The sequence below is a fragment of the Odoribacter sp. AF15-53 genome, assembly GCF_003479425.1.
Taxonomy (GTDB): Bacteria; Bacteroidota; Bacteroidia; order Bacteroidales; family Marinifilaceae; genus Butyricimonas.
On the sequence record NZ_QUHC01000002.1, the window covers coordinates 881061 to 904576 of the forward strand.

A 23516-nucleotide genomic window follows, 5' to 3' on the forward strand; every position below is an offset into this window, starting at 1 on the left:
TAAAAGTAACTAATCACTCCACGCATAATCACGTAAATAAGCAAAACGTTCCGTCAACTTTCCATTTTTAAGTATCGTTGCCCGCTCAATTACATCACTGGATTCCATTCGACCATTCAAAATATCTTCTATCACATACTTCACGAGCGTTTTTCCAAAATACTCACTCGTATCCAAGGCCAAAGCGTTGGGTAAAGTATCGACAGCCATAACCGTGATATTTTTATCAGACGAAAAAGCTTCTTCCTCCTTTTCCGCATAAGGATTATAATCATAAAACGGGTTCTGATGCGTTGACGCACGAAGAGTTGATTGCACACTCCCCATGATATCACAAGTAACATCTCCGATAACTTTTATCTTAACCTCCGGATTTCGCAAATCTTCTTTTTTCAAATAAACCGGATCTTCAGGGCCCCAATAATGGCAAGATATTAAAACATTCGCAACCTTAGCGTAGGGGAAAAAATTGCTCTTATATAAACTGGGACTCGTGTGAAATTCTTCTCGATCAAAAACTGAAACACCATCCACGTGACACACGATATCAGGCAATTTTACCACAGTATAAACCGGATATTCAAAATCTTCTTCCAAAAACTCTTGCGGTTGAACTCGTTTTATTCCCACCTCATCCAAAAAATGTTGTGCGCCATGTGAAACCCTTCCGTTACCAGTAACCACGATCTTCAAATAAGAATAAATTGGCTTCTTCGCTTCTTCCAACATATAGGACAAAGTGAACCGCTTATCAGGTTTAGGCAATTCAAATGTTCTATTTCGAAGTCCGTAAGCACGTAATGTATTATACACCCCTACAACACCAGCCCACCAACCAAAAGCACATAACCGATGTCCTTTTTCATCAACCAAATACTCGTAATCAGAAAAAGTGATCCCCAATTCCATCATTCTCTTTAACAAGGGTTTATTATATGGTTGCATCTTTGCGATATGGCCAAAAAAGAAATAATGCTTATTGGGGATTAACGATGCGATATCAGCTTCTTTAATTCCCAAAAGTACATCACAATCATCTACTCGTTCAACAAGCTCGATTCCCCGACACATATACTCCTCATCAGAAAACGCACGAATATCACTCTTTTGCACTACAAATTCACATCCTGGAAATTCATGCACTAAAGCAACAATTTCATCCGGAGTTAAAGCAACTCTATTATCTTCAGGAATTTTTGTTTCTTTTATAAGACCTATTTTCATAATATCACCATGTAAATAATACCCTAGTTTTTATATTGACGACATATTCAACTTCAAAACAATTCATTGCCTTCCTATAACGACTCTCTCTCTTTGATCCAACCTTTCATACACCGAATTCTTCGACTTAAACTCCGGCACCACCTGTTTCATCAACCGTACAGTCTCCTCCACCTTCACCGCTAACGCCAATTCGGCTAATTTATCATAAGCACCCACGATCTCGTCCCGACAATACTCTTTCACTCGTGCCACTCGTATTTTGGAATGCCCCGTCGGAATTGTATTTTCTTCATTACTCAACACCTCTTCATACAATTTCTCCCCGGGACGTAACCCGATAAACTTAATCTTAATATCCTCACCCGGAACGTATCCTGCCAGTCGAATCATTCTTTCTGCCAGATCAACGATTTTCACGGGTTCTCCCATGTCAAAAACAAAAATCTGATTACCGGTACTCATTGTAGCTGCATCCATCACCAGACGGCAAGCTTCAGGAATCGTCATGAAGAAACGTGTTATTCTCGGGTCCGTAACTGTCACCGGACCTCCCTGCTCAATCTGTTTCCGGAAATACGGGATCACACTACCGTTACTTCCCAGCACGTTCCCGAAACGAGTAGTCACGAAGCGAGTACATCCCTCAATTTCTCTCCTTTCCAAGGCTACCCCTAAACTCTGCACGTAGATCTCGGCCAAGCGTTTGGAGGCTCCCATCACGTTGGTAGGATTTACGGCTTTATCTGTAGAAATCATCACCATCATTTCCACCCCGTACTCCACGCAAAAATCTGCCACCAATCTCGAACCGATCACGTTTACCCGCACGGCCTCGCAAGGATTCTCCTCCATTAGCGGCACATGCTTATAAGCGGCCGCATGAAATACTACCATCGGGTGATATTTCTCGAAAGCCATTCGCAAACGTTCCTTTTGACGAACATCACCGATAAAAGGCGCGAACTTCAAATCGGGGAATTTTTTTTCCAATTCAAGACGAAGTTCGTGCATCGGAGTTTCTGCATTATCAAACAAGACCAAATGACTAACTCCAAAAGTTACTAATTGGCGACATAATTCACTACCGATACTCCCTGCTGCCCCTGTAACCATCACCACTTTATCTGCAAAATTTTTGGCTATCTCTCCCGTATTTATCTGGATCTCATCCCGTCCCAATAAATCTTCTACTCGTATTTCACGCACAATTGTCTTTTTCAACCCGTCTCCCAACACATCTATCGGTGGAGACACCAAATTCTTCAACCCGCCATCCTGACAAAAACGAACCAATCGATCCGCCTCTTGACGAGCCTCCTCGTGTGAGGGATACAACAAGCCATTAATGTTACATTTCTTCACGAAATGAATAAAATCTTCCTCTCCCTCAAAATAATAAACCGGTAATTCCGAAATCACACATGATTTCAAATATTTATCCGGATTCACAAAACCCACCACATGATAATGTTTACTGGTATACATCCTCTTTTTTAACGCCACGCTCTTATCTCCGCTTCCGTACACCAATACTCTCGTCTTCCCCGAGCCATACAGCGAAATCACAAAATCATAAACCAGCACAAGGGTTACCCGAAAGCCGACTAAAACCACCGTTGTTACGAGAAAATCAAGTAAACAACAGGCAAAAAGATGGTGATCGAACAATCGCAAATCAGACAAAAGAATCACTACTCCTAAAAGAACCGCTTTCAAAAGTATGGCAAAACCCATCTTCCCAATACTTTTTATTGATGCATGCCGGATAATGTTCTTGTTCACTCCCAGTATCCAGAAAACTAGGAAACTGATCACAACCACCCCCGCCAGAACCACGGCGTAAGCAAATCGGGACAAGTCAACAATAAAATTGTCGACAAAAAGGAGCGTAACAAACGAACTACCAACCGACAAGAATACATCCACGAAGAGAATAGTCCGGTAATTCACGTATTTTTTCCTTTCACACAGGCTATTACATATCGTGTGAATTGAAGACTTCATCTATAAAAAGCTATATTCTTCATTAAAAATTCAAAAGGAGCGTCCCCTCCGGTATTAAAGCTGGTCCGGCATGAAGTACCGTCGAGGGAAACGCTATCGCCAGGGGTTGCGCTCCCGGCATGTGAAGTTCTTTATATAAATTCCTTATTTTCATAACGTTCATGGCACATCGTAAACTCCCGTTGTGCTAAAATACGGAAAGACTTCGCCATGTCATAAACATCATCACCTTCTGTTTTCACAAAACGTTTGATCACCTCTTCTTCCCGTTGTTTCACGGAAACGGCCAGTCGCACCCGTTCTTCAACCAATCGCTCCTGACCATTAGTTGACAACTCTACTTTTCCAACAACATCCTCGTAAAAACAGAATGCATCCCACCACCACCAAGGCATCAAATCGTCACGACCGGCTTTACGGGTAAAGCCCAAAGCTTCATTGATCAAACTACTCGCCAGAAGGCTATTTTCCTTCTCTCCCGTGAAGTAATAACAATAACAAAGCAAACGGCAGATATTCGGCGTTCTACAAGGCAATACTATCCTATTAGCACCCCAAGGTGTCAATACATCATACGCCGCATCCAAAGCCGTGTTCAAAAAATTCATGTCCGAATATAACTGGTAAGCATCCATCAAATCGACAATAAAACCGGCACGCACATCCTTGACTAGTTCTTTGTTATTTGCCAAAGGTTCTATGATCCGGGCAATCTCTCGTATGCGTTCATGAATACCATACGCATCCCCGAAATCACTTTCCAACCAAGGATACACCCGTACAATCGAGTATACAGACAAATAGCCATGCAAGAAGTCTGACAATGTTTGAGAAGGACAATCTCTTATTTCCAACTCGCACGACCGTTTATACAAATCGTGAAATAAACTTTTTTCCATTATTTTGTATTACTCTATTCTCTCCAAAAACGAACTTGGAATATAAGACGTGGCGATAGAAGCCACTCCTTCCAAACGGATGATCACCCGTTTGTGCCCTTTCAAACGTACTAGTTCACCCTCTAACCCTTGCAGAGGGCCCTTAATAACTCTCACTCGATCACCCCGTTTAAGATTCTTATTCAACACTTCAATACCATTCGTCGAAAAATCCAAAAGGAACATGAAATCTTCCATTTGCTTATCGGGAACAATTAGCGAGTGTCGGCCCTCTATATCCTTCAGGTAAACCACGTTCAACATGTGATCATTAATTAAGGAAAAACTCGTTGCCTTATCCGTCCGAATAAAGATCATCCCGTGAATCAAAAGAACTCGAATCTTTTTGCGACCTGCAGGAGTATCACGAACTAACTCCTCCTGGGGTAAAAAATTTTCAATTCCCAGTGTATCTAACTTTTTCTTTATTAAAAGTTCCTGATTTACTCGTGTATAAGCAACGTACCAATTTATTTTGTTATTAGCAACCATCTATCTTTTTTATCTTTTTCACGAACAATCACGACATACTCATGTTCTAAACTTACGATACGCCCGGATGCGCTTCGCGCATTAACCCTATCACGAGTCTCGATTTATTGCCATGTGTTTCATACGCTTACTTAAAACAGCAACAACGCACGAAAGCTGTTTGCATAACGTCATTTTAAATTAAAAAACGATCGTTTATTGATATTAATAACTTTTGCATTTTGTCATTTCCCATCAAATGCCAATTGCCTGATTGATAAAAAGAAAAAATATTTCATTTTTATTTGCACTATTCTAAAATTTAGTATATTTGCAACGCATTAAACGATCGTTTTAAAATATATTATTACTATTTTATATTTACACTTTCTCATCGGTACTAAAACACAAAATACTAAACAATAATCACATAACACATCATCTACATATACATTTCCCACGATACTTCACTAGAGAAAGTATATTTTATGACAAAAACATTCTATTTTCACAAAATCTATTTCAATCTCTAAAGATACCTCGTAAACCACCTCTATTCCATAGAAAAAACACAAAAATACCATGCTAATAATCTCTTCTCTCCCGTCTTTCTCCGTTTCCCCTCCGTTACAGAAGCCATTTTCCATATAACGGCAAAGGAGAGGAACGGAACCACAAAGATCTAAAAGAGATTATTACCCGGAAATTTCGGAGAATTTTCTGTTAATTTTAGGTTATTCACCCCCAATGCTAGTCACTCGGTTTATAACAAAACAAGACCATTACGGGTTTGCACAGATATACTCTTGTCTATCTCCCATCCAAATTCGAAAAGAGAGTAAAATATGAAATTACAATCGAAATCCTATTTTAATTCTTATCCTGTAAAATCAACATACCACTCTTTGTACCCATATAATTTTCATGAATCTTCTACTATAAATATAGAAAAATTTTTCTCGCACAAATCTATTATTTCTACCTTTGTCTCAAACATAATTAAAAAAAGATGCTGGATCACAAACTCACGATATTCTACCAGACAGCCAAACACCTGAATACCACGAAAGCCGCCGAAATACTACGACTCTCGCAACCCGCCATATCCAAAAGCATCAAGGAACTTGAACGTGGACTGGGTATCACGCTTTTCGATCGTGAAAAAGGCCGCCTGACATTAACTCCTGCCGGGAAATACCTTCTGGAACAAAGCGAAGACCTGATCGAGCGGGAGCGCATGATCACCTTCAACCTCCAGCATATGAAAAAAGAATTCTCCGGTACCCTACACATCGGGGCCAGCACCACGCTCTCGCAATACATCCTACCGGAATACCTAGCTCGCTTCCGGGAAGCCCATCCCTATATCGAGATAAACCTGATTAGTGGCAACACCTACCAGATCGAACAGGAACTCATGGATAAAAATATCCAACTGGCATTTATCGAGGGTATGCCCTCTCAAACCGACATTCACTACATCCCTTTCCTGAAAGACGAGATCGTACTCGTGACCGCGGCCAAAAACGAGACCCCGGAAACCATTAGCAAACAACAGTTGAAAAACCTGAAATTCGCCGTCCGGGAAGAGGGATCCGGGACATACAACATTATCCAGAGACAATTGGCCGCTTCGGGCATATCGATCAACGAACTAAATCAACAGATTGTCATCGGAAGTACCGAAGGCATTAAACAATATCTCAAACATTCCGATTGCCACGCCCTAGTTTCCGTGTTCTCGATTCAGGATGAACTCTCTTGCGGCCTGCTGAAAATTGTCGACATCGACGATTTAGAAATCACCCGCACCCTCTATGCCATTCACAAACAAGGCCCTATCGATCCCTACGCTGAACTACTCCTGAGATTCTGCGAAGCTCGTAACCGCAAGACTAAACGTAAAATATAATCACGGATCGAACCTATAACTTTTGCTCATACTATCTGAATATTTCTTATTTCCAAGATTCATACATTTAGTAGATATTCGCGTCAAACAAATTACTAAAAGATCATGAGCAAAATTCAACTGAACAAAAATCAAAAAGAAGTACTTTTCATAGTAGCGTTATTTCTTGTACCATTTCTTGATCCGGGCTTTGCCCTTTTACTAGGTTTGATTTTATCACTGACTATCGGTCACCCGTTCCTGGCCATCAACAGTCGGATCACACATATACTCCTCCAAATTTCCGTCGTGGGATTAGGATTCGGAATGAATGTCGAGGAAGCCATCGAAGCGGGTAAAACAGGTATCCTGTTCACGATATTCTCGATCGTGGTTACCATCGGTCTGGGATTGTTCTTCACCAGTAAACTAAAAGTCAACCGGGACACGGGATTTCTCGTTTCCGGGGGTACAGCCATTTGCGGGGGAAGTGCCATTGCCGCTTTAGCCCCGGTAATAAAAGCAAAAGACAAGGATATCACCGTGGCCATGGGAACCATTTTCATGCTCAATGCCGTGGCATTATTCATCTTCCCGCTCATCGGACGCTGGTTGGAAATGAACGATCACCAATTCGGTTACTGGTGCGCCATTGCCATCCATGACACGAGTTCGGTTGTCGGGGCCGCCAAGACATTCAGCAACGAGGCGTTAGCCATCGCCACTACCACCAAGTTAATCAGGGCTCTCTGGATCATCCCGGTTTCATTAATCGCGGCTTTCTTCTACAACAAAGGCACAAACACCAAATCAAAAATATCTATACCCTACTTTATCTTCTTCTACATCGTTGCCATGATCATCGCAACCTACACGCCGCAATGGGGACATGTATACACGCAAATCACCAGCTTTGCCAAAGTAGGGATGTTATTCACCTTGTTCTTGATCGGGGCCGGACTCTCTAAAGAAACCATCAAACAGGTCGGGTTCAAACCCATCCTTCTAGGCATCATCCTCTGGATATGTATCAGCGTGTTATCCGCCGGAGCTATCATGCTTTTTTAAAAGATTTAAAAATACGACATTGAAAACGAAGGGCGGGACTAACAAGCTTCTTAATATGAAACTACCACCCCTACCCCTCCTTACTCAGGAGGGGAAAACGCTTAGTAATTACTACCCTCTCCAACAGGGAGAGGGTAGTAATTTTACAAGAAACAACCACATGGTCCCTTTATAAACTTTTTTCAATTCTTTTAAAAATAAGTAATACAGATTGTATATATATTTGGCAACGTATTGTAAATCATAACAAAATTATCTAACGAAATTTTTATGACAATGCGTGCAAATTATTTAAGTCTGTTACTGGTACTGCTCATGGGAATCCTACCCTTCGACATGCAGGCCTCAGAATCCGACAAGAACGTGATTCTGTACACTCCCTACACGAAAATCTCCGTGCCTCCGGGAGAATCCGTAAACTACAGTATTGATGTCATCAACAACAGTGATGCGGTAAAAAACGCCAACCTATCCGTGAAAGGGCTACCGCGGGGTTGGAGTTACGAATTGAAAGCAGGAAACTGGATCGTCAGCGAACTATCTGTTCTACCGCACGAGCGAAAGAATTTTTCGCTAAAAGTAGACGTCCCATTGAAGGTTAACAAAGGGACCTATCGTTTCACGATCATCGCAGAAGGTTTAGGCGAACTCCCGATCTCGATCACGGTTTCCAAGCAAGGAACCTACCAAACGGATTTCATCACGAATCAACCCAACATGCAAGGGAATTCGAAATCCACGTTCACTTTCAACGCCACGTTGAAGAATCAAACTGCCGAACAACAACTTTACGCCCTGATGGCACAAGCTCCCAGGGGATGGAATGTCACCTTCAAGGCGAACTACAAACAGGCTACTTCTGCCCAGGTCGAACCCAACGCCACTCAAAACATCACGATCGACATCAACCCGCCAGCCAATGTCGAAGCAGGAACGTATAAAATCCCGGTTCGAGCCGCAACTAGTTCGACTTCTGCCGATCTACAACTGGAAGTGGTCATCACGGGGACCTATCAGATGGAATTGACAACACCAAGAGGACTTCTCAGCACTTCCCTCACTGCAGGCGACAGTAAACGTCTTGATCTAGTGGTCAAAAACGAAGGATCTGCAGAACTGAAAGATATCCAGCTCTCTGCCAACAAACCGGTCGACTGGGAAGTATCTTTCGAACCCGCAAAGATAGACCGCCTGAAATCAGGCGAAACAGCTTCCGTGGTGGCCATCATAAAAGCTTACAAGAAAGCCCTGCCCGGTGATTACGCCACGAAGATTTCGGCAAAGACTCCTGAAGTCAATTCGACGGCAGACTTCAGGATTTCAGTCAAAACACCTATGATCTGGGGCTGGATAGGAGTATTAATCATCTTGGTTGCACTGGGATGCGTGTATTACCTGTTCCGCAAATATGGAAGGAGGTAAGTCATGGGCGAACCCATTATCGAACTCGAAGAATTAACCAAGAAATACGGCAAATTCACGGCCGTGGATCACATAAATCTCACCGTTCACAAAGGGGAGATTTTCGGAATCTTGGGTCCTAACGGGGCCGGAAAATCCACGACTATCCTCATGATGCTCGGGCTTACGGACCCGACCTCCGGTTCCGTGAAAGTTTGCGGGATCAATTCCACCCGCAACCCGCTACAAGTGAGGCACCGCGTGGGTTACCTGCCGGAAGACGTGGGGTTCTACGATGACATGACCGGATTGGAAAACCTAATTTACACCGCACGCCTGAATAAAATCAACGAGAAGGTAGCCAGAGCCAAAGCCGCCGAATTACTGGAGCGAGTGGGACTAGCCGTTGATCCGAAAAAGAAAACGGGTAAATACTCCCGCGGGATGCGCCAAAGGCTTGGACTGGCTGACGTTTTGATCAAAAACCCGGAAGTAATCATCCTAGACGAACCGACATCGGGAATAGACCCCGCGGGCGTGCAGGAATTCATGGATCTTATCCGGCAACTCCGGCAAGAGAACGGCCTGACCGTCCTTTTCTCCTCGCATCACTTAGACCAGGTGCAGCACATCTGCGACCGGATCGGGTTGTTCGGCAACGGGAAATTACTGGCCGAGGTAAAACTCAACGAGTTGCAGGACAAAGAACACGGACTGGAAAATATTTATAACAATTATTTCGGGGGAGGAAAAAGCCATGAATGACAATCGTAATCCATTCTGGGTCATCGTCCGTAAAGAAGTAACCGATCATGTCAAAAGCTGGCGGTTCATCATCTTGATCGTCATTATCGCCTTGACATGCATGGGATCGCTCTACACGGCACTGACCAACATCGGGGCAGCAATAAAACCGAATGATCCCGACGGATCGTTTTTATTCTTGAAACTCTTCACTGTATCCGACGGTAGCCTGCCCTCTTTCGTGATCTTTATTAGTTTCTTAGGACCGCTACTCGGTATAGCGCTAGGTTTCGATGCCATCAATTCCGAACAAAACAAAGGTACTCTTAGCCGAATTCTATCACAACCGATACACCGGGATTACTTGATCAATGCCAAGTTTATCGGGGCCTTAATTGTCATCGGAGTCATGCTTTTCGCCTTGGGATTCCTAGTGATGGGCTTCGGACTGATCGCCATAGGAATTCCTCCCACGGCAGAAGAATTCACGCGAATCATATTTTTCATTATCGTGAGTATCTTCTACGTGGCCTTCTGGTTGAATTTATCAATATTCTTTTCCATTAAATTCAAACAAGCTGCCACGTCAGCACTGGCGTGCATAGCGGTATGGCTATTCTTCAGCGTGTTTTACAACATGATCATCAACCTGATCGGCAAGGCCATCAGCCCCTCGGAAATGGCCAGTACTTACCAGATCATCAGTTATCAGAGATTCATGCTGAACCTGCTCCGTTTCGCTCCCGGCATGCTGTTCAACGAGGCCACGACAACCTTACTGATGCCCTCCGTACGGAGCCTGGGACCGCTTACCATGGAACAGGTACACGGGGCCATCCCGAGCCCTCTACCGCTCGGACAGAGCCTCATGGTCGTGTGGCCGCAACTAACCGGACTCATTGCCATCACGGTCATCTGTTTTGCCCTATCGTACGCTTCGTTTATGCGAAAGGAAATCAGATCGCGATAGTTTCAAGAAGATGTGTTCGCAAACGGACACATCTTTCTTTTCACATATTTTCGTGTTCGAATTTGTGAATTCGTAAAAACCACATTATCTTCGCACGACTATAAAAAACGAGTATGATTAGAACTTTTATACTGGCAGTCCAAACTGCACCCGCAAACAACATGGAAATGAGCTTATGGGATATGGTCGTGAAAGGCGGCTGGTTGATGATCCCGATCTTTATATTATCCGTTATTATCATCTATATCGCTTGCGAAAGATTCTGGCTTATCCGTAAAACCGGACTCTCGGATGTCCCTTTCATGGAAAGGATACAAGAGATCCTGAAAACGGGTAACACTCGTGCAGCCCTCGAAGAGTGTGAAAAAGAGGCTTCTCCCCTGGCCAACACGCTCGCCAAGGGTATTAAAATACAGGACGAAGAACCGGGTGAGATCCGGCAAGCCATGGAAGACACGGCCAACTACGAAGTCGCCAATCTCGAAAAAGGTCTCCCCACCCTGGCAACCTGCGCGGGTACAGCTCCCATGATCGGATTCTTGGGTACCGTTGTCGGTATGGTCCAATCTTTTTACGATATGTCCATGGCAGGTAATAGCATTGACATCGGATTACTTTCCCGGGGTATCTACACCGCCATGATTACCACCGTGGCCGGGTTAATCGTCGGGATCATCGGTCAACTGGCCTACAACTTTCTGGTTGCCCGCGTAGATAAAATCGTTTTCCGCATGGAACACTATTCCTCCGAACTAATCGAAACCCTCCGCTCCAAAAAATAATTCCAAATTCTAAATTTACTCGTGTCATGGCCATCAAACGTAAAAGCAAGATCAACCCGAATTTCAACATGTCGTCCATGACCGACATTTTCTTCCTGTTGTTGCTATTCTTCATGATCTCCTCGACCTTGATCAACCCGAACGCTTTAAAATTACTATTACCTAAAAGCACGAACCAGACGTCGGACAAACCGGTCGTGGTCGTCTCTATCGACAAGAATTACACGTTTTACCTGAACGAAAAAGTGATCCCGTTCTCCATGTTAGAACGCCGTCTCGTGGAAGAATTGAAAGAACAGGAAGATCCCTGTATTTCACTCCAGGCCGACAAATCCGTAGCGCTGGAACAAGTCGTGAAAGTGATGAACATCGCCAAAGATCATAACTACCGGGTCATCCTGAGCACGGAACCGGAATAGATCGTTCGATAATAAGGTATCACAACCCTAATACGACAATAACGATACCCCTAGCCTATTTCAAAGCGCTCACCAAACAATTATACCTGAACCAAATTTCCTACTATCGAACTGTAACAATGTAGAGAGGTCAACAAGATAGTATACCCTTGAGATTACTCCTGGCGAAGGCCGACACGTGAAAAAAAATAATTACGAAGCTGAAACCTATCGTCCAAGTCGGCGTATACAACCTCACAAGTGAGCAAAACTTGACGCTCATCGCTTGTAATGATTATCTCGTTGTAGATAAATATATTAGCAACAATTGTTAAACTAAAACTAACACAGTATGAAACGTTTATTATTTTTATCATTCATCGGGCTGTTTGCACAGTTTCTGGTATCATGCTATCCCGGAGGCGCGGACAACGTGGAGGAGATGGACGTTGCCATAACGAATTATGACAAAAATGCGGACTTCACCAAGTACACCACATTCTCGCTCCCCGACACAATCGTCTATTTCGTGGCCAAGGGAGAAACTCCCAATCACGAGTTCGACGCACAAATCTTACAACTGGTAAAAGACAACTTCACGCAACTCGGATACACTTACATTGAACCGACAAGCGAAAGTGACGAACAACCGAGCTTTGTTGTCACCGTATCAGCTTTCTCTAACGTAAACTACTATTATGGCTCTGACTACTGGTATAACAACTGGGGTTGGTATCCAGGATGGGATTGGATCTGGGGTCCGGCATGGGGTCCGGGTTGGGGTCCTTCATATCCCTGGTACCCGGTAACGGTATACTCTTACAGAAGTGGTTCTATCGTGATCGACATGATCGCTGCTGACCAGGAAGCCAGCACCGCTAAAAAAGTTCCTGTACTCTGGAGCGGTATCGCAGACGGGTTGTTACAAGGATCAAAACAATCTATTATTGACAGAATGGAATCAACAATTGACCAGTGTTTCATCCAGTCACCGTACTTGAAAAAATAGTAGGATAGATCATTAATTGTCAATTTTAAATTTAAATGATTATGAGAAAGTTATTAATTATATCGCTAATACTATTCGGGCTTAGCCCTCTAGTAAAAGGACAGATGCTGAATTTAAACTACCAGATGTCAGTTCCAATTGGTAAAATGAATGATTACGCTGGTAAAATGAGTTTCAGGGGTATGGACCTTGAATATCACCACTTCCTGAATGAAAAATTCTCTGTCGGAGGTATGATCGGTTGGAACACGTTCTACAAAGATAAAGGCAAAATGACCGGGGACTTCCTGTTTAAAGGCAGCAAGGATATACACACCATCACCGGCTATCAATATCGTTACATCAATACAGTGCCTATCATGGTCATAGGACGTTACTGGCTTACTGATCAAAACACCATGTTCAGACCTTACCTTGGTATCGGCCTGGGAACAAGCTGGACAGAATTGAAAACAGACTTGGGGCAATTTAGCGCCACGAACGCCAGATGGCAATTCGCATTCGCTCCTGAAATAGGTACGATCATTCCCGTCAACGATCAATTTGCATTCAACATCGGTGCTAAATACACCTACGGAACAAAATCCGGAAAGATTGATGCCATGCAAAACTTCACGATCAGTGTCGGTATCGTATTCATGGGACAATAAAATACAAAACAACTAGGTAATCAATAGGAATAGGTCGTGTCGAGAGACACGGCCTTATTCGTTTTCGCTCCTTATTGATTCAACCACTGCTTAAACTCCTGTATCCGTTCTGAACTCACGATAGCTTCAATGCCGCTAGGCGGCGCAGGCACAAGTATAATCTTGATCCGGCTATTAGAATACTTCACCATTTCCTTAATCGAGGCATAGCTAATTATAAACTTCCGGTTAATCTTAAAAAATAGGGCTGGATTCAATTTGGTCTCGATACCGCTAATCGTCTGATCCAGGATATAATTTTGCCCGTCCCGAGTAAAAAGTACCAAATACTTCCCGTCCGCCATAAAATAAGCCACGTCACCCACCGTTATTGATTTCATCTTCGTTCCCACGGTAACCAAGAAACGCTCCTGATACACCGCCAGCGTGGCCACGGGAAAAGGCTCTCCCGTCGTGGAAAGCGAGTCCAACTTATTCAACGCCTGTTGCAACTCTTCCTTATCAAAAGGTTTTAATATATAATCAATCCCCTGATACTTGAAAGCCTTCAACGCATATTCATCGTAAGCCGTGATAAAAATAACCGGGACCGTGATTTCTACCTGCTCGAAAATATCAAAACTCTGCCCGTCACCCAGATGAATATCCATAAATATCAACTCCGCTTTGTTCTTCTTCAACCATTTCACACTCTCACTCACCGAATCCAACTTCGCCAATATGACCACCTCCGGTGCAATCTCTCCTAATAACCGTTCCAACTCCGTGGCTGCAAGATACTCGTCTTCAATGATAACTGCATTCATAAGCTTTTTTTGTAAATACTCACTCCGGATATCCCCATCCTTCGTTTCAGTATTTACAAAAATAAAGAAAATAATTCACGAAACAATAAAATAGCCGCGGGGAACTACCCCCGCGGCCTTCCAACTACTAGACTAACCTAGTAACATACAAACCTAATTTCTTAAATCAGGATTGGACTCCGTGGCCTCTGACGGATATGGAATAACATAACCAACCCCACCTGTACCTAAAGTTATAGTTGCCTCTGTACCATTAGGATTAGGCTTCACAATTTCTGGTTGAGTCGTACGTCTCAGATCATACCAACGATGTCCTTCTATTATAAATTCCCGAGCTCGTTCATCCGAAATTTCGTCCAACAATTGTTGCTGATTCATTGCATCTATTTCTGCCGATTTTTGTGCAAAATATTCCGGCGTTAAACGTGTTTCAACAAAATTCTTCAAATACGTTTTTGCAGAATTCAATTTTCCATCCACATGCGCCGCTGCTTCTGCTGCAATTAAATAGACTTCAGCACCACGAAAAGAAACTTTCAGATTATCGCCATTTCCTTTAATCAACTTATAATAATCTCCATCTTTCGCAAAATATCTTCCAGAACGCAAATCTCCATCTTTATACTTAGCAACATATTCCGGAAGTATGTACAAATCTCGCATATTATTGCTTCCTCCGATCATTTCCAAATTCATTATGTTTTCCTTAGAAGATTTGGTATATGGCAGAACAAACTGTGCATCATTAAAATTCTCAAGTGAACAAGTCGGAATTAATTCTTCCGCTAAACTTAAAGCTTGTTCCCATTCCGAACGATACAAACGAACCCGAGCTTCGAATATCATAGCTGTTTTCTTCGAGAATCTATATTTCGTTCCTTCAGGTTGTTCGTCTACCTGCATTAATTCCCGCCCTTCTTTTATATCACTCAATATTTGTTCATATACCTTCTCTACTGTTGCTGGAACATAAATTTGTTCGATATCAATCTTTGTCGCAATAGGAACTCCTTTATCAGCATCTGCCGTAGTTATATCGTAAGGTTTTGCATATAAATTCAATAACTCAAAATGCATGTAAGCCCGTAATAAAAGGGCTTCTGCCATCACTTGCTCCCGAGAGTCTTCATTTGTATTAATCTCCGCACTCATAACATCTTCAATGACACTATTCGTGTAAAAAATCGTTTTATACAAACCTCCCCACGGATAACTGATAGTATTATTGGGAGAATTATCAACCCATAACGCAAAGTTTATATACTCGGAATAAACTTGAGTGCCAGACAACGGGAACAATTCATCCGACCGAAGAGATAGCAAATATTTATAATCCGGGATTGTCGAATATCCCGATGTTACCAATGCTCTAAAATCAGTCACCGTTTCCGGAATTACTTTCCCTGCCGGAGTCACGTCCAAATAATTACACGAGGACAAAACCAGCACGGAACAAATTGTATATATAATATTCTTTACTTTCATTTTTACCGTGTATTAAAATTAAAACGTCAAATCTAATCCACAAGAAAAAGTCTTGGGTAACGGTTGCGTGTAAACATTTCCCCACGTTTCCGGATCAAAATAGCCTTTATAACTAGAAGCTATCACGAACGGATTTCTTGCCTCTACACTGATTCGGGCAGAACCTAAACGCAATTTTTTAATTATATTCTCAGGTAATGTATATCCTAAACGAATACTATTTACACGTAAATAGCTCATGTCCTTGAACCAATAATCATAGTTCTTAAATCCTCCCTGAGAATCACCCATCCAAGTGAAAAGGAAATCATTATCAGAATCCATCCAGTAAGAATGATTCATAATCTTAGGATATATTCCATCCGGATTGGAAGGAGACCAAATATCTGCTACCCGTTTTGAATAATTCGACCCGGGAGACATTTCTGACGGAGAATAAAACGGGGTTTCTTGCATCGTCTGATCGATAACAAAACTTGTACTTATAGTCAGATCAAAATTCTTATAATAGAATTTATTTATGAATCCGCCTGTAAACTTCGGTTCTGTAGTTCCCGCGTAAGTGTACAATTCACTAAATTCTTTATTAGTCAATTTACTAACAGGAGCACCATCAGAACCAACCTCCAAGGCAAAAAAGTCTTGTAGTGAGACTCTCTCTCCATTTTTCCAAAACATCTGAATTCCATTCTCATCCAGACCTGCCGTATTAAGCTTGAACAATGCTCCAACCGAATACCCTTGCAATGAAGGAGTCTTCTCATTTTCACGAACAGTTATTCTATCCACATTGCTCTTGTTATGTGCAATATTAAAATCCATTACCCAACGAAAATCTTTAGTACGGATATTTACAGTAGACATCGTGAATTCAAAACCTTTATTAGTAAGTTCAGCCCAATTCATGGAGGTAAAGTCAAAACCATTCTCCAATGGTAAAGAACGTACTCCAATCAAGTCTTTGCTCTTACGATAATATCCATCAACGCTAAAAGTGATGCGGTTATTTAACACACCCATATCAATTCCCACATTCCAGTTTGAAGTTTTCTCCCAACGTAACTTTTGGTTAGGAGGAGAAGTCACGGAAATCGTAGGTTCACTTGAACTACCAAGGCCAGATGTCTCACCCCAAGTTCCGACAATATAAGGGGATGTATTCTTGTCCACATTACCTTGTAACCCGTAAGAAAGTCTTAATTTCAAATTGGATAGCCAATCTGCATTTTTCAAGAAATCCTCCCGATCAACATTCCAAGCTGCAGAAAGAGCCCACAAAGGTAAATACTTATATTTGTCTGAAACTCCGAATAAATTAGAACCGTCAAAACGCATACTTCCAAACACGGTGTAGCGATTATCATAGCTATAAGAAGCTGTCATATAATAAGACAAGTAACGATTCTCATTTTCAGTTCTTTTATACTGTTGATATAAAGAACTTGATATGTCATTAAATCCATCGGGAAAATCAAGAGGTTTAGTCGTTAATGCTTTCGGATCATATCCAAAACCCTTAGTATGCACTTGTGTTGATTTATTTCCTCGCATCTCATAACCGACCATTACGTTTACAGCATGTTTCTCGGCAAAAACATTATTAAACTCACCTTGTAACCGCCACTGATATTGTGACATATTTTCTGTCCAGTTCTGGATAATACCTCCTTCCGGCAACCAATACCCATCTTTGTACGTGTAGGCATTTTCCCTGTATTTACGCACATAATAAGTATCTTTATCTGCAAATTTTTCCGTTTCAGAGTTTTCTATTTGCATTCCAAATAAAGTTGATAATTTCAACCAGGTAAATGGTTTATAGTCCAATGATATCATCGGTTTTACGGCCAGATTCTTCAAAGAATAATCTGTATTTTCCCGTTCTTCCACGATATTAAAAGGCACATATCTTTCACCTGCAAGTCCTGTTACTCCCTCTATATCCTGATCGTATATATACATGCCGTTCTCATCTTTCACTTCCAAATAAGGATTAACCGTTCTGGTATAGTTTGCGGGATTAGTAAATCCACCCAAATCGGTAATATAACTTTTACGTGTACTATGTGCCAAGAACATAGATAACCCTAATTGCAAATTATCCCGTAAATCGAAATCAGTCTTCAAAGTTCCGTTAAAACGTTCAAAACCTGTTTTTTTAGTTGTACCCTGTTCATTATAATAACCAACTGATGCAAAATAACGAGCCTTCTCAGACCCACCGATCACGCTCAGATTATATTGCTGATTCACGGCAGATTGGTATATTTGATCGCCCCAGTTTACATTTCTATTCCGCAATGTATTAATCTCATTTTGAGCCTCTTGAGAAATAGCATTAAATCCCCCTTCACGATAGATTTCCAGCTGATCATATTTTGCTAAAATTCGAGCAACTTCGCCTTTATTAGCTTTTTCATTGTTATCAGCATAATCCAATTTAGTCATACTTAATTCGAAATCAACCTTCTCTGACGAATTCATAAAATTCAACTTCCCCAGATCAGGCTTTGTGGTCACGAACATAGCAGCAGAAGCATTCACCCGCATCTTACCGGCTTTACCTTTTTTAGTCGTGATAACGATAACACCATTAGCAGCACGAGCTCCATAAATTGCAGTTGCAGCCGCATCTTTTAGTACGGTAATATCTTCAATATCTGCAGGGTTAATACCCGCAATTGAAGTATTGTACAAGTTATCTATATTGTCCTTATCACTGAAATTAGAAGGAATATCATTTCCCTCCAATATCATTCCATCAAGAACCCACAACGGGTCTGTACTTCCGGACAAAGAAACCGTACTACGAATACGCATCTTATTTGGAGCTCCAGGAGCACCATTAGTAGGAATAGAAGTCATACCTGCAATCTGTCCTTCTAATAATTGGTCGATACTGGCAACTCCAATACTTTTAATGTCATCCATTTTCACCGTCTGGATTGCAGACGTTGCTTTCCGCTTCTCAATCTGTTGGTACCCCGTCACCACCACTTCTCCCAGTTGCTCCTGATCGGGTTGCAAAAGAACTTTAAACTCGGTATTCTTAGTCACGTCAAGCGTGGTATTTTTATACCCCACAAAACTAACCACCACATATTTTACCGCTTTCGGTATTTTTAATTCAAACTTTCCATCAAGATCAGTAATAGTACCCTTCGGACCAAGATTTTTAGCCTCTACCGCATTCGGGTCGATCATTACCGTGGCTCCAATCAACGTCTCGTTCGTAACGGAGTCCATCACGACTCCCTTGACCGTACGATAGTCGCCCTCGCTTTGTGCAAACAGCCAAAGCGGACATAATAATGCAATTAATAATAAACTTTTCTTCATGCTCATTTTATTAGATTTGTATGTTAAAGGTATCATCATCTCATATTCAAAGCTTCCTTTATACGAATAATCAAATCCTCGTAATGATTACGAGTTTCCACGTTACCCGTGCCTCGTTTACTCTCAACCAGCTTCAAAACTTTCAATAATTCACCCCGTTTCACGGACACGGCTTCAGACACGCGTCCCATGGAAGAGAAATGTAATATCCGTAATTGAACATCCCGATCCGGCTCGATCTTAAATTCAGGAGCTTTAGAAGCATAACAACAGGAAGCATTCGAATGATTATGCAACGCTTTCTTTGTAGTCTTCTCTACCGCCTTATTCGAACTCACGATAATTGCGTCAATCAGATTCTTTTGTGTCATGCGCTCGTAAATAGACAGGTTGCGCCCAGCGTTTGTTCCCGCAAAAACTACTTTATGAATATCCGCGAACATCTCTTCCGGGGTATAACTCTTGGCTCTTCCCAAAGTTGCTTCCGCATCGTACATTCTGAACAAACGCTCATCTTTCAGCAAATTATAGAACGTGGCGTACTGCATCTCCCGGGCTACCGTGTAAGGAGAATATTCCACTCCCATTTGAATTGGGTAACTCTTCTTCCAAACTTCCGCATCAAACAACCATTCCGGTACGATGAATACTTCTTCGATCAGATATTTTACACTCTCTTTCTGTATCTCCTTGGGTACGGGAATATAACGATCTTCGGAACTTCCCATAACCGGGTTATTAATATATATTCCACCCACGTTAGCCGTTACATGTCCGGCATACATCTTCCATTGATTAATCACGGCTATCAACAACTTTCCAGCTTCTGCAAAACCCTCACCTTCTTCCTCTGTCCAGGCTATAATGTTCGGGACAATCCGTTTCAAATTCATAATCCCGTAACGATTTGCCTTCACGATATCATCACCTAAATCTTCATCTTGCGAACGAGGATCTATTGGGTCCTTCGGGTCTTGCTGCTCTCCGTACCAGTACATCGGATCTCCCTCATGTTCACGAATCCAACCATTCAATATCGGTAACTCCTCCTGCGGGGTCTTCGTATCCAGCCAACGATACGCCCAGTTTATAGCAAACTTGTCATAGATCCCAATTTTAGGCGTAATATCTTTCACCCCGTCTTCCGGTTGTGCCACATAATTAAAGCGAGCGTAATCCATGATAGAACTTGCAGTTCCTCCCATTTTCGAGGTAAAACTCGGTGATCTCAAGGAATCGACCGGAAAGGCATGCGAAGCCCCCATGTTATGTTTCAACCCGAACGTGTGTCCAACCTCGTGGGAAGAAACAAAGCGGATAGCGCTAGCCATGTGCTCGTCGCTCAACTTATTACCCCGGGCTCTCGGATCAATCGGTCCCGTCTGTACCCGCATCCAAGTATGCAACAACGACATCACGTTGTGCCACCAAACCACGTCAGCCTCTATAATCTCCCCGGAACGAGGATCAACCACAGAGGGACCCATCGCATTTGCCTGCTCGGACGCCGCATAGGTGATAACAGAATAACGAGCATCGTCTATGTCAAAATCTTCATCACCTTCCGGGGCATCTTTTGCGATAACAGCATTTTTAAATCCTGCAGCCTCAAATGCGGCCTGCCAATCCCGAACTCCGGCTTTAATCTCTTCCCTCCACTGTTTCGGGGTAGAAGGATCTATATAAAACACGATCGGTTTAACAGGCTCCACGAGCTCTCCTTTTTTATATTTCTCAATATCTTCAGGCTTCGGTTCCAATCTCCAACGATGTACAAATTCCCTTTTTTCCACTCGTTGTTGTGCATCATTAAAATATACATGCTCCGTTGTAAAGAATCCCACACGCGGGTCGGCGAAACGTGGTTTCATCGGAACCTTCGGCAATAACACCAAATTAGTCGTGGTCTCTACCGTAAGAGGTACCGCCACGCCGCCGTCTACCACCTGCGTCGTCATCAACGCCTTTACAACCACATTCTCAGGAAAAACCTTCACGCCCAATATCTTTGACAAATCCTTTTTTACTGCCGCTCCTAAAGCTATTTCGTTATATATATCATTAAAACTCTTCTCGCTGCCATCAAACACCTTGTTAACCTTGATCACTACAGAAGCAGAATCTTTTCCATAAGCCTCGATCGGGAAATACTCGATCACCGATTCCCGGTAATTAGCTTTTACCGACTCACTAATCGCATCCCCCTCGGGTGCACTCACTTTCGGGTTATAAGTAGTCACCCATACCTTATTCAACGCCTTATCTTTATAGAATCGAATCAATTTATCGTTTGATTCCATCCCCCTATTCAAACCGGCATCATTCAACGCATATGGAACTCCCGACACTTTATTCACGATTAGAAGATCACGTCCCAGCAACGAATCAGCAACTTCAAAATAGTAATCATTTCCAACCGTTAAAATCTTCACCACACCTTCGGAAACTTTGGCTTTTTTCACCAAATCTCCATAAGTATCCGTTTTAGACACTTCCGTCGTATCCTTGGCATGTTTCTTTTTCTGTCTTTCCCGGGAATACCCTGTTACAGACGACAACAATAAGGCAATTATAACCGTTGTTGCTCCTAAAATGAATGTTTTTGTTCTTACCATACTTCGTTTATTCGTTAAATCTATCTGGTTCACTGATTCCTTACAATGTTAAGACAGATTTACCTCAATTGAAACAAAAATGGAGTGAATCCCCCAAAAAGAGGAGTGAACTACCGTTTTTTTGTCATCAACGATTTCTCAAAAGAGGTAACTGACAAACGTAACACCCATTTTGACAACTACATACAAATTTTTCATGAGAATAGAACTCGTATATGGCTCGAATTCGTTCAAAACCGACCCCCATTGACTCTTCACTCGATTCTACTCGAGGCTGATAATTATTCTCTACAAACAACCAATCTCCCCGTGTATATATTTTAATATGTAAGGGGTTTTGAATGGTAACCTGATTATGCTTGATCGCATTTTCCACCAACATCTGCAAACTAATAGAAGGAATTTTCGCATCTGCCGAATCCGGACTAACCTCTATCATCAAGTCCAACTGTTCTCCGAAGCGAATCTTCTGCAAGAAATAATATTGCCGGGTAAATTCAATCTCTTCCTTCACTGTTGACAAACTCTCGTTTCTCGTCTCCAATAAATATCGATATACCTTAGATAATTTCAACACAAATTCTCTTGCTAACACAGAATCCGAACCGATCAAAACGCTTAGCGAATTCAATGAATTAAACAAAAAATGCGGATTTATCTGATTCTTCAACTGCTGCAAATGCAACTCTAAAGATTCCCGTTCTATCTTACGTCTTAAACGATATTCTTTACGCCATTTATGCTGGGCGAAAAATAACAAAATCGCAAAAATCACCACCGTGATTACAGCGATCATCGCCGTGTAACGATGAAATTCATCCAATATCTCTTTATTACCATATTGAGGAACGTTAACAGCGATCACCCACTTCTCATTTCCTATCAATAAAGGATAATATACTCGAAAAACCTGTGAAGATAAAAAAGCAGAATGAACCATCATCTCCAATTCACTCTTAGTCTTCAATACCTCTTTAATAGAATCCAGTTCCTCTTTCGGCAAAGGAGAAGTCCCCAACAACTTCTCATCCGGGTGAGAAAGCAGTATTCCCTGCTCGTTCACAATAAACACGTAACTGGAAACCCTCCCGTTAAACTCGGCAAAATATGAATGCAAATCCGTCAACAAGATATCAAAACCAAAAAGAGCATGCCGAGAAGCTGTCGGCTCGATTGCTTCTACTGTTGTCCAATATGTATTCCCGTCTTCATTATACGTACCACTAAAATGATAATTATTTATCGAATCCAGTAATGTATGCATATAATCCAATTCAGCTCCGGAAAGCTTCATCTTCCGAAAAACCGTACTATTTCGCTCCAGCAGACGAAGAGAATCTGTCGTTCCCCTAAAAAACCAAGTTCTGCTTAATTTAGGATCTAACTGTTGCATCGTCTTCAAAAGCGAAAACAAGTCACTTTCCTGATATGATCCACTCCGCCCAAAAAACTCTCTTGCCAACCGTTGTAATTCCTCTGTCTTCTTGAATTCATAAGCCACAGACTCCGCTCTATATCGACAAGCTTCTTTCATATTTGCATTATTCATATCATTACCTACATCACTAATCTTTTTCCCAATCAGATATATAGCAACAATAAATAATGCTAATAAAATTAACCCTATCGATATAATATTCGTCCGTATTCTCATATAGAAAGCAGTATTACACAAATATAAAACAAAACAATTGAAAGTTGAAAGTTGAAAATGATGA

The 23516-nt window shown here is 42.0% G+C and carries 18 protein-coding genes; 9 read left to right on the forward strand and 9 right to left on the reverse strand.

Annotation, left to right across the window (positions count from 1 at the left end; translation table 11 throughout):
• Positions 1-9 precede the first annotated feature (9 nt).
• From DWW52_RS08060 to DWW52_RS08075, 4 genes are all read right to left on the reverse strand, one after another.
• Positions 10-1224, reverse strand: coding sequence for an NAD(P)-dependent oxidoreductase (locus tag DWW52_RS08060; RefSeq protein ID WP_118714938.1), 1215 nt, complete (start codon positions 1222-1224; stop codon positions 10-12).
• A 63-nt stretch (positions 1225-1287) separates the two neighbouring features.
• Positions 1288-3231, reverse strand: a complete 1944-nt coding sequence (locus DWW52_RS08065; RefSeq protein ID WP_118714939.1) for a nucleoside-diphosphate sugar epimerase/dehydratase — start codon at positions 3229-3231, stop codon at positions 1288-1290.
• 131 nt (positions 3232-3362) lie between these two features.
• Positions 3363-4130, reverse strand: a complete 768-nt coding sequence (locus tag DWW52_RS08070) for a hypothetical protein (protein ID WP_118714940.1) — start codon at positions 4128-4130, stop codon at positions 3363-3365.
• Positions 4131-4139: 9 nt separating this feature from the next.
• Positions 4140-4661 (reverse strand): UpxY family transcription antiterminator, encoded by a 522-nt coding sequence (locus DWW52_RS08075; protein ID WP_118714941.1) that lies wholly within the window; start codon positions 4659-4661, stop codon positions 4140-4142.
• Between the two features lie 988 nt (positions 4662-5649).
• Between DWW52_RS08075 and DWW52_RS08080 the strand changes: the two genes are divergently transcribed.
• From DWW52_RS08080 to DWW52_RS08120, 9 genes are all read left to right on the forward strand, one after another.
• Complete coding sequence (locus DWW52_RS08080) at positions 5650-6552, forward strand: LysR substrate-binding domain-containing protein (RefSeq protein ID WP_118714942.1); 903 nt, start codon at positions 5650-5652, stop codon at positions 6550-6552.
• A 105-nt stretch (positions 6553-6657) separates the two neighbouring features.
• Complete coding sequence (locus DWW52_RS08085; protein ID WP_118714943.1) at positions 6658-7599, forward strand: YeiH family protein; 942 nt, start codon at positions 6658-6660, stop codon at positions 7597-7599.
• Positions 7600-7869: 270 nt separating this feature from the next.
• Entirely contained in the window at positions 7870-9021 is a 1152-nt protein-coding gene (locus DWW52_RS08090) for an NEW3 domain-containing protein (protein WP_199691965.1), read from the forward strand.
• A 3-nt stretch (positions 9022-9024) separates the two neighbouring features.
• A complete protein-coding gene (locus tag DWW52_RS08095; protein WP_118714945.1) occupies positions 9025-9765 on the forward strand; it encodes an ABC transporter ATP-binding protein in 741 nt (246 codons plus the stop codon).
• Complete coding sequence (locus DWW52_RS08100) at positions 9758-10714, forward strand: ABC transporter permease (RefSeq protein WP_118714946.1); 957 nt, start codon at positions 9758-9760, stop codon at positions 10712-10714. The genes DWW52_RS08095 and DWW52_RS08100 overlap by 8 nt, the downstream gene beginning before the upstream one ends.
• A 113-nt stretch (positions 10715-10827) precedes the next feature.
• Positions 10828-11496 carry a MotA/TolQ/ExbB proton channel family protein gene (locus DWW52_RS08105; RefSeq protein ID WP_118714947.1) on the forward strand — a complete coding sequence of 223 codons (669 nt, stop codon included), beginning with the start codon at positions 10828-10830 and terminating at the stop codon, positions 11494-11496.
• Between the two features lie 26 nt (positions 11497-11522).
• Entirely contained in the window at positions 11523-11915 is a 393-nt protein-coding gene (locus DWW52_RS08110; protein ID WP_118714948.1) for a biopolymer transporter ExbD, read from the forward strand.
• Positions 11916-12246: 331 nt separating this feature from the next.
• The gene (locus DWW52_RS08115; protein ID WP_118714949.1) at positions 12247-12903 is read left to right on the forward strand and encodes a DUF4136 domain-containing protein; all 657 of its coding nucleotides are present in this window, start codon (positions 12247-12249) and stop codon (positions 12901-12903) included.
• 41 nt (positions 12904-12944) lie between these two features.
• On the forward strand, positions 12945-13553 hold the full coding sequence (locus DWW52_RS08120; RefSeq protein WP_118714950.1) for an OmpW family outer membrane protein: 609 nt from the start codon (positions 12945-12947) through the stop codon (positions 13551-13553).
• Positions 13554-13624: 71 nt separating this feature from the next.
• Here DWW52_RS08120 and DWW52_RS08125 read toward each other — a convergent pair whose 3' ends face one another.
• The 5 genes from DWW52_RS08125 to DWW52_RS08145 form a co-directional block, all read right to left on the reverse strand.
• Positions 13625-14359 carry a LytTR family DNA-binding domain-containing protein gene (locus DWW52_RS08125; RefSeq protein ID WP_118714951.1) on the reverse strand — a complete coding sequence of 245 codons (735 nt, stop codon included), beginning with the start codon at positions 14357-14359 and terminating at the stop codon, positions 13625-13627.
• Positions 14360-14512: 153 nt separating this feature from the next.
• Entirely contained in the window at positions 14513-15844 is a 1332-nt protein-coding gene (locus DWW52_RS08130) for a RagB/SusD family nutrient uptake outer membrane protein (RefSeq protein ID WP_118714952.1), read from the reverse strand.
• An 18-nt stretch (positions 15845-15862) separates the two neighbouring features.
• Positions 15863-19183, reverse strand: a complete 3321-nt coding sequence (locus tag DWW52_RS08135) for a SusC/RagA family TonB-linked outer membrane protein (protein WP_118715002.1) — start codon at positions 19181-19183, stop codon at positions 15863-15865.
• A gap of 35 nt (positions 19184-19218) precedes the next feature.
• Entirely contained in the window at positions 19219-21798 is a 2580-nt protein-coding gene (locus tag DWW52_RS08140) for a zinc-dependent metalloprotease (RefSeq protein ID WP_118714953.1), read from the reverse strand.
• Positions 21799-21925: 127 nt separating this feature from the next.
• Positions 21926-23332 carry a histidine kinase gene (locus DWW52_RS08145; RefSeq protein ID WP_158582526.1) on the reverse strand — a complete coding sequence of 469 codons (1407 nt, stop codon included), beginning with the start codon at positions 23330-23332 and terminating at the stop codon, positions 21926-21928.
• Positions 23333-23516: the final 184 nt, after the last annotated feature.

What these genes read in the sequence shown, in the direction of transcription:
- DWW52_RS08060 (WP_118714938.1), bottom strand. Translation starts at nt 1,224, where the DNA reads ATGAAAATAGGTCTTATAAAAGAAACAAAAATTCCTGAAGATAATAGA.
- DWW52_RS08065 (WP_118714939.1), bottom strand. Translation starts at nt 3,231, where the DNA reads ATGAAGTCTTCAATTCACACGATATGTAATAGCCTGTGTGAAAGGAAA.
- DWW52_RS08070 (WP_118714940.1), bottom strand. Translation starts at nt 4,130, where the DNA reads ATGGAAAAAAGTTTATTTCACGATTTGTATAAACGGTCGTGCGAGTTG.
- DWW52_RS08075 (WP_118714941.1), bottom strand. Translation starts at nt 4,661, where the DNA reads ATGGTTGCTAATAACAAAATAAATTGGTACGTTGCTTATACACGAGTA.
- DWW52_RS08080 (WP_118714942.1), top strand. Translation starts at nt 5,650, where the DNA reads ATGCTGGATCACAAACTCACGATATTCTACCAGACAGCCAAACACCTG.
- DWW52_RS08085 (WP_118714943.1), top strand. Translation starts at nt 6,658, where the DNA reads ATGAGCAAAATTCAACTGAACAAAAATCAAAAAGAAGTACTTTTCATA.
- DWW52_RS08090 (WP_199691965.1), top strand. Translation starts at nt 7,870, where the DNA reads ATGACAATGCGTGCAAATTATTTAAGTCTGTTACTGGTACTGCTCATG.
- DWW52_RS08095 (WP_118714945.1), top strand. Translation starts at nt 9,025, where the DNA reads ATGGGCGAACCCATTATCGAACTCGAAGAATTAACCAAGAAATACGGC.
- DWW52_RS08100 (WP_118714946.1), top strand. Translation starts at nt 9,758, where the DNA reads ATGAATGACAATCGTAATCCATTCTGGGTCATCGTCCGTAAAGAAGTA.
- DWW52_RS08105 (WP_118714947.1), top strand. Translation starts at nt 10,828, where the DNA reads ATGATTAGAACTTTTATACTGGCAGTCCAAACTGCACCCGCAAACAAC.
- DWW52_RS08110 (WP_118714948.1), top strand. Translation starts at nt 11,523, where the DNA reads ATGGCCATCAAACGTAAAAGCAAGATCAACCCGAATTTCAACATGTCG.
- DWW52_RS08115 (WP_118714949.1), top strand. Translation starts at nt 12,247, where the DNA reads ATGAAACGTTTATTATTTTTATCATTCATCGGGCTGTTTGCACAGTTT.
- DWW52_RS08120 (WP_118714950.1), top strand. Translation starts at nt 12,945, where the DNA reads ATGAGAAAGTTATTAATTATATCGCTAATACTATTCGGGCTTAGCCCT.
- DWW52_RS08125 (WP_118714951.1), bottom strand. Translation starts at nt 14,359, where the DNA reads ATGAATGCAGTTATCATTGAAGACGAGTATCTTGCAGCCACGGAGTTG.
- DWW52_RS08130 (WP_118714952.1), bottom strand. Translation starts at nt 15,844, where the DNA reads ATGAAAGTAAAGAATATTATATATACAATTTGTTCCGTGCTGGTTTTG.
- DWW52_RS08135 (WP_118715002.1), bottom strand. Translation starts at nt 19,183, where the DNA reads ATGAAGAAAAGTTTATTATTAATTGCATTATTATGTCCGCTTTGGCTG.
- DWW52_RS08140 (WP_118714953.1), bottom strand. Translation starts at nt 21,798, where the DNA reads ATGGTAAGAACAAAAACATTCATTTTAGGAGCAACAACGGTTATAATT.
- DWW52_RS08145 (WP_158582526.1), bottom strand. Translation starts at nt 23,332, where the DNA reads ATGAAAGAAGCTTGTCGATATAGAGCGGAGTCTGTGGCTTATGAATTC.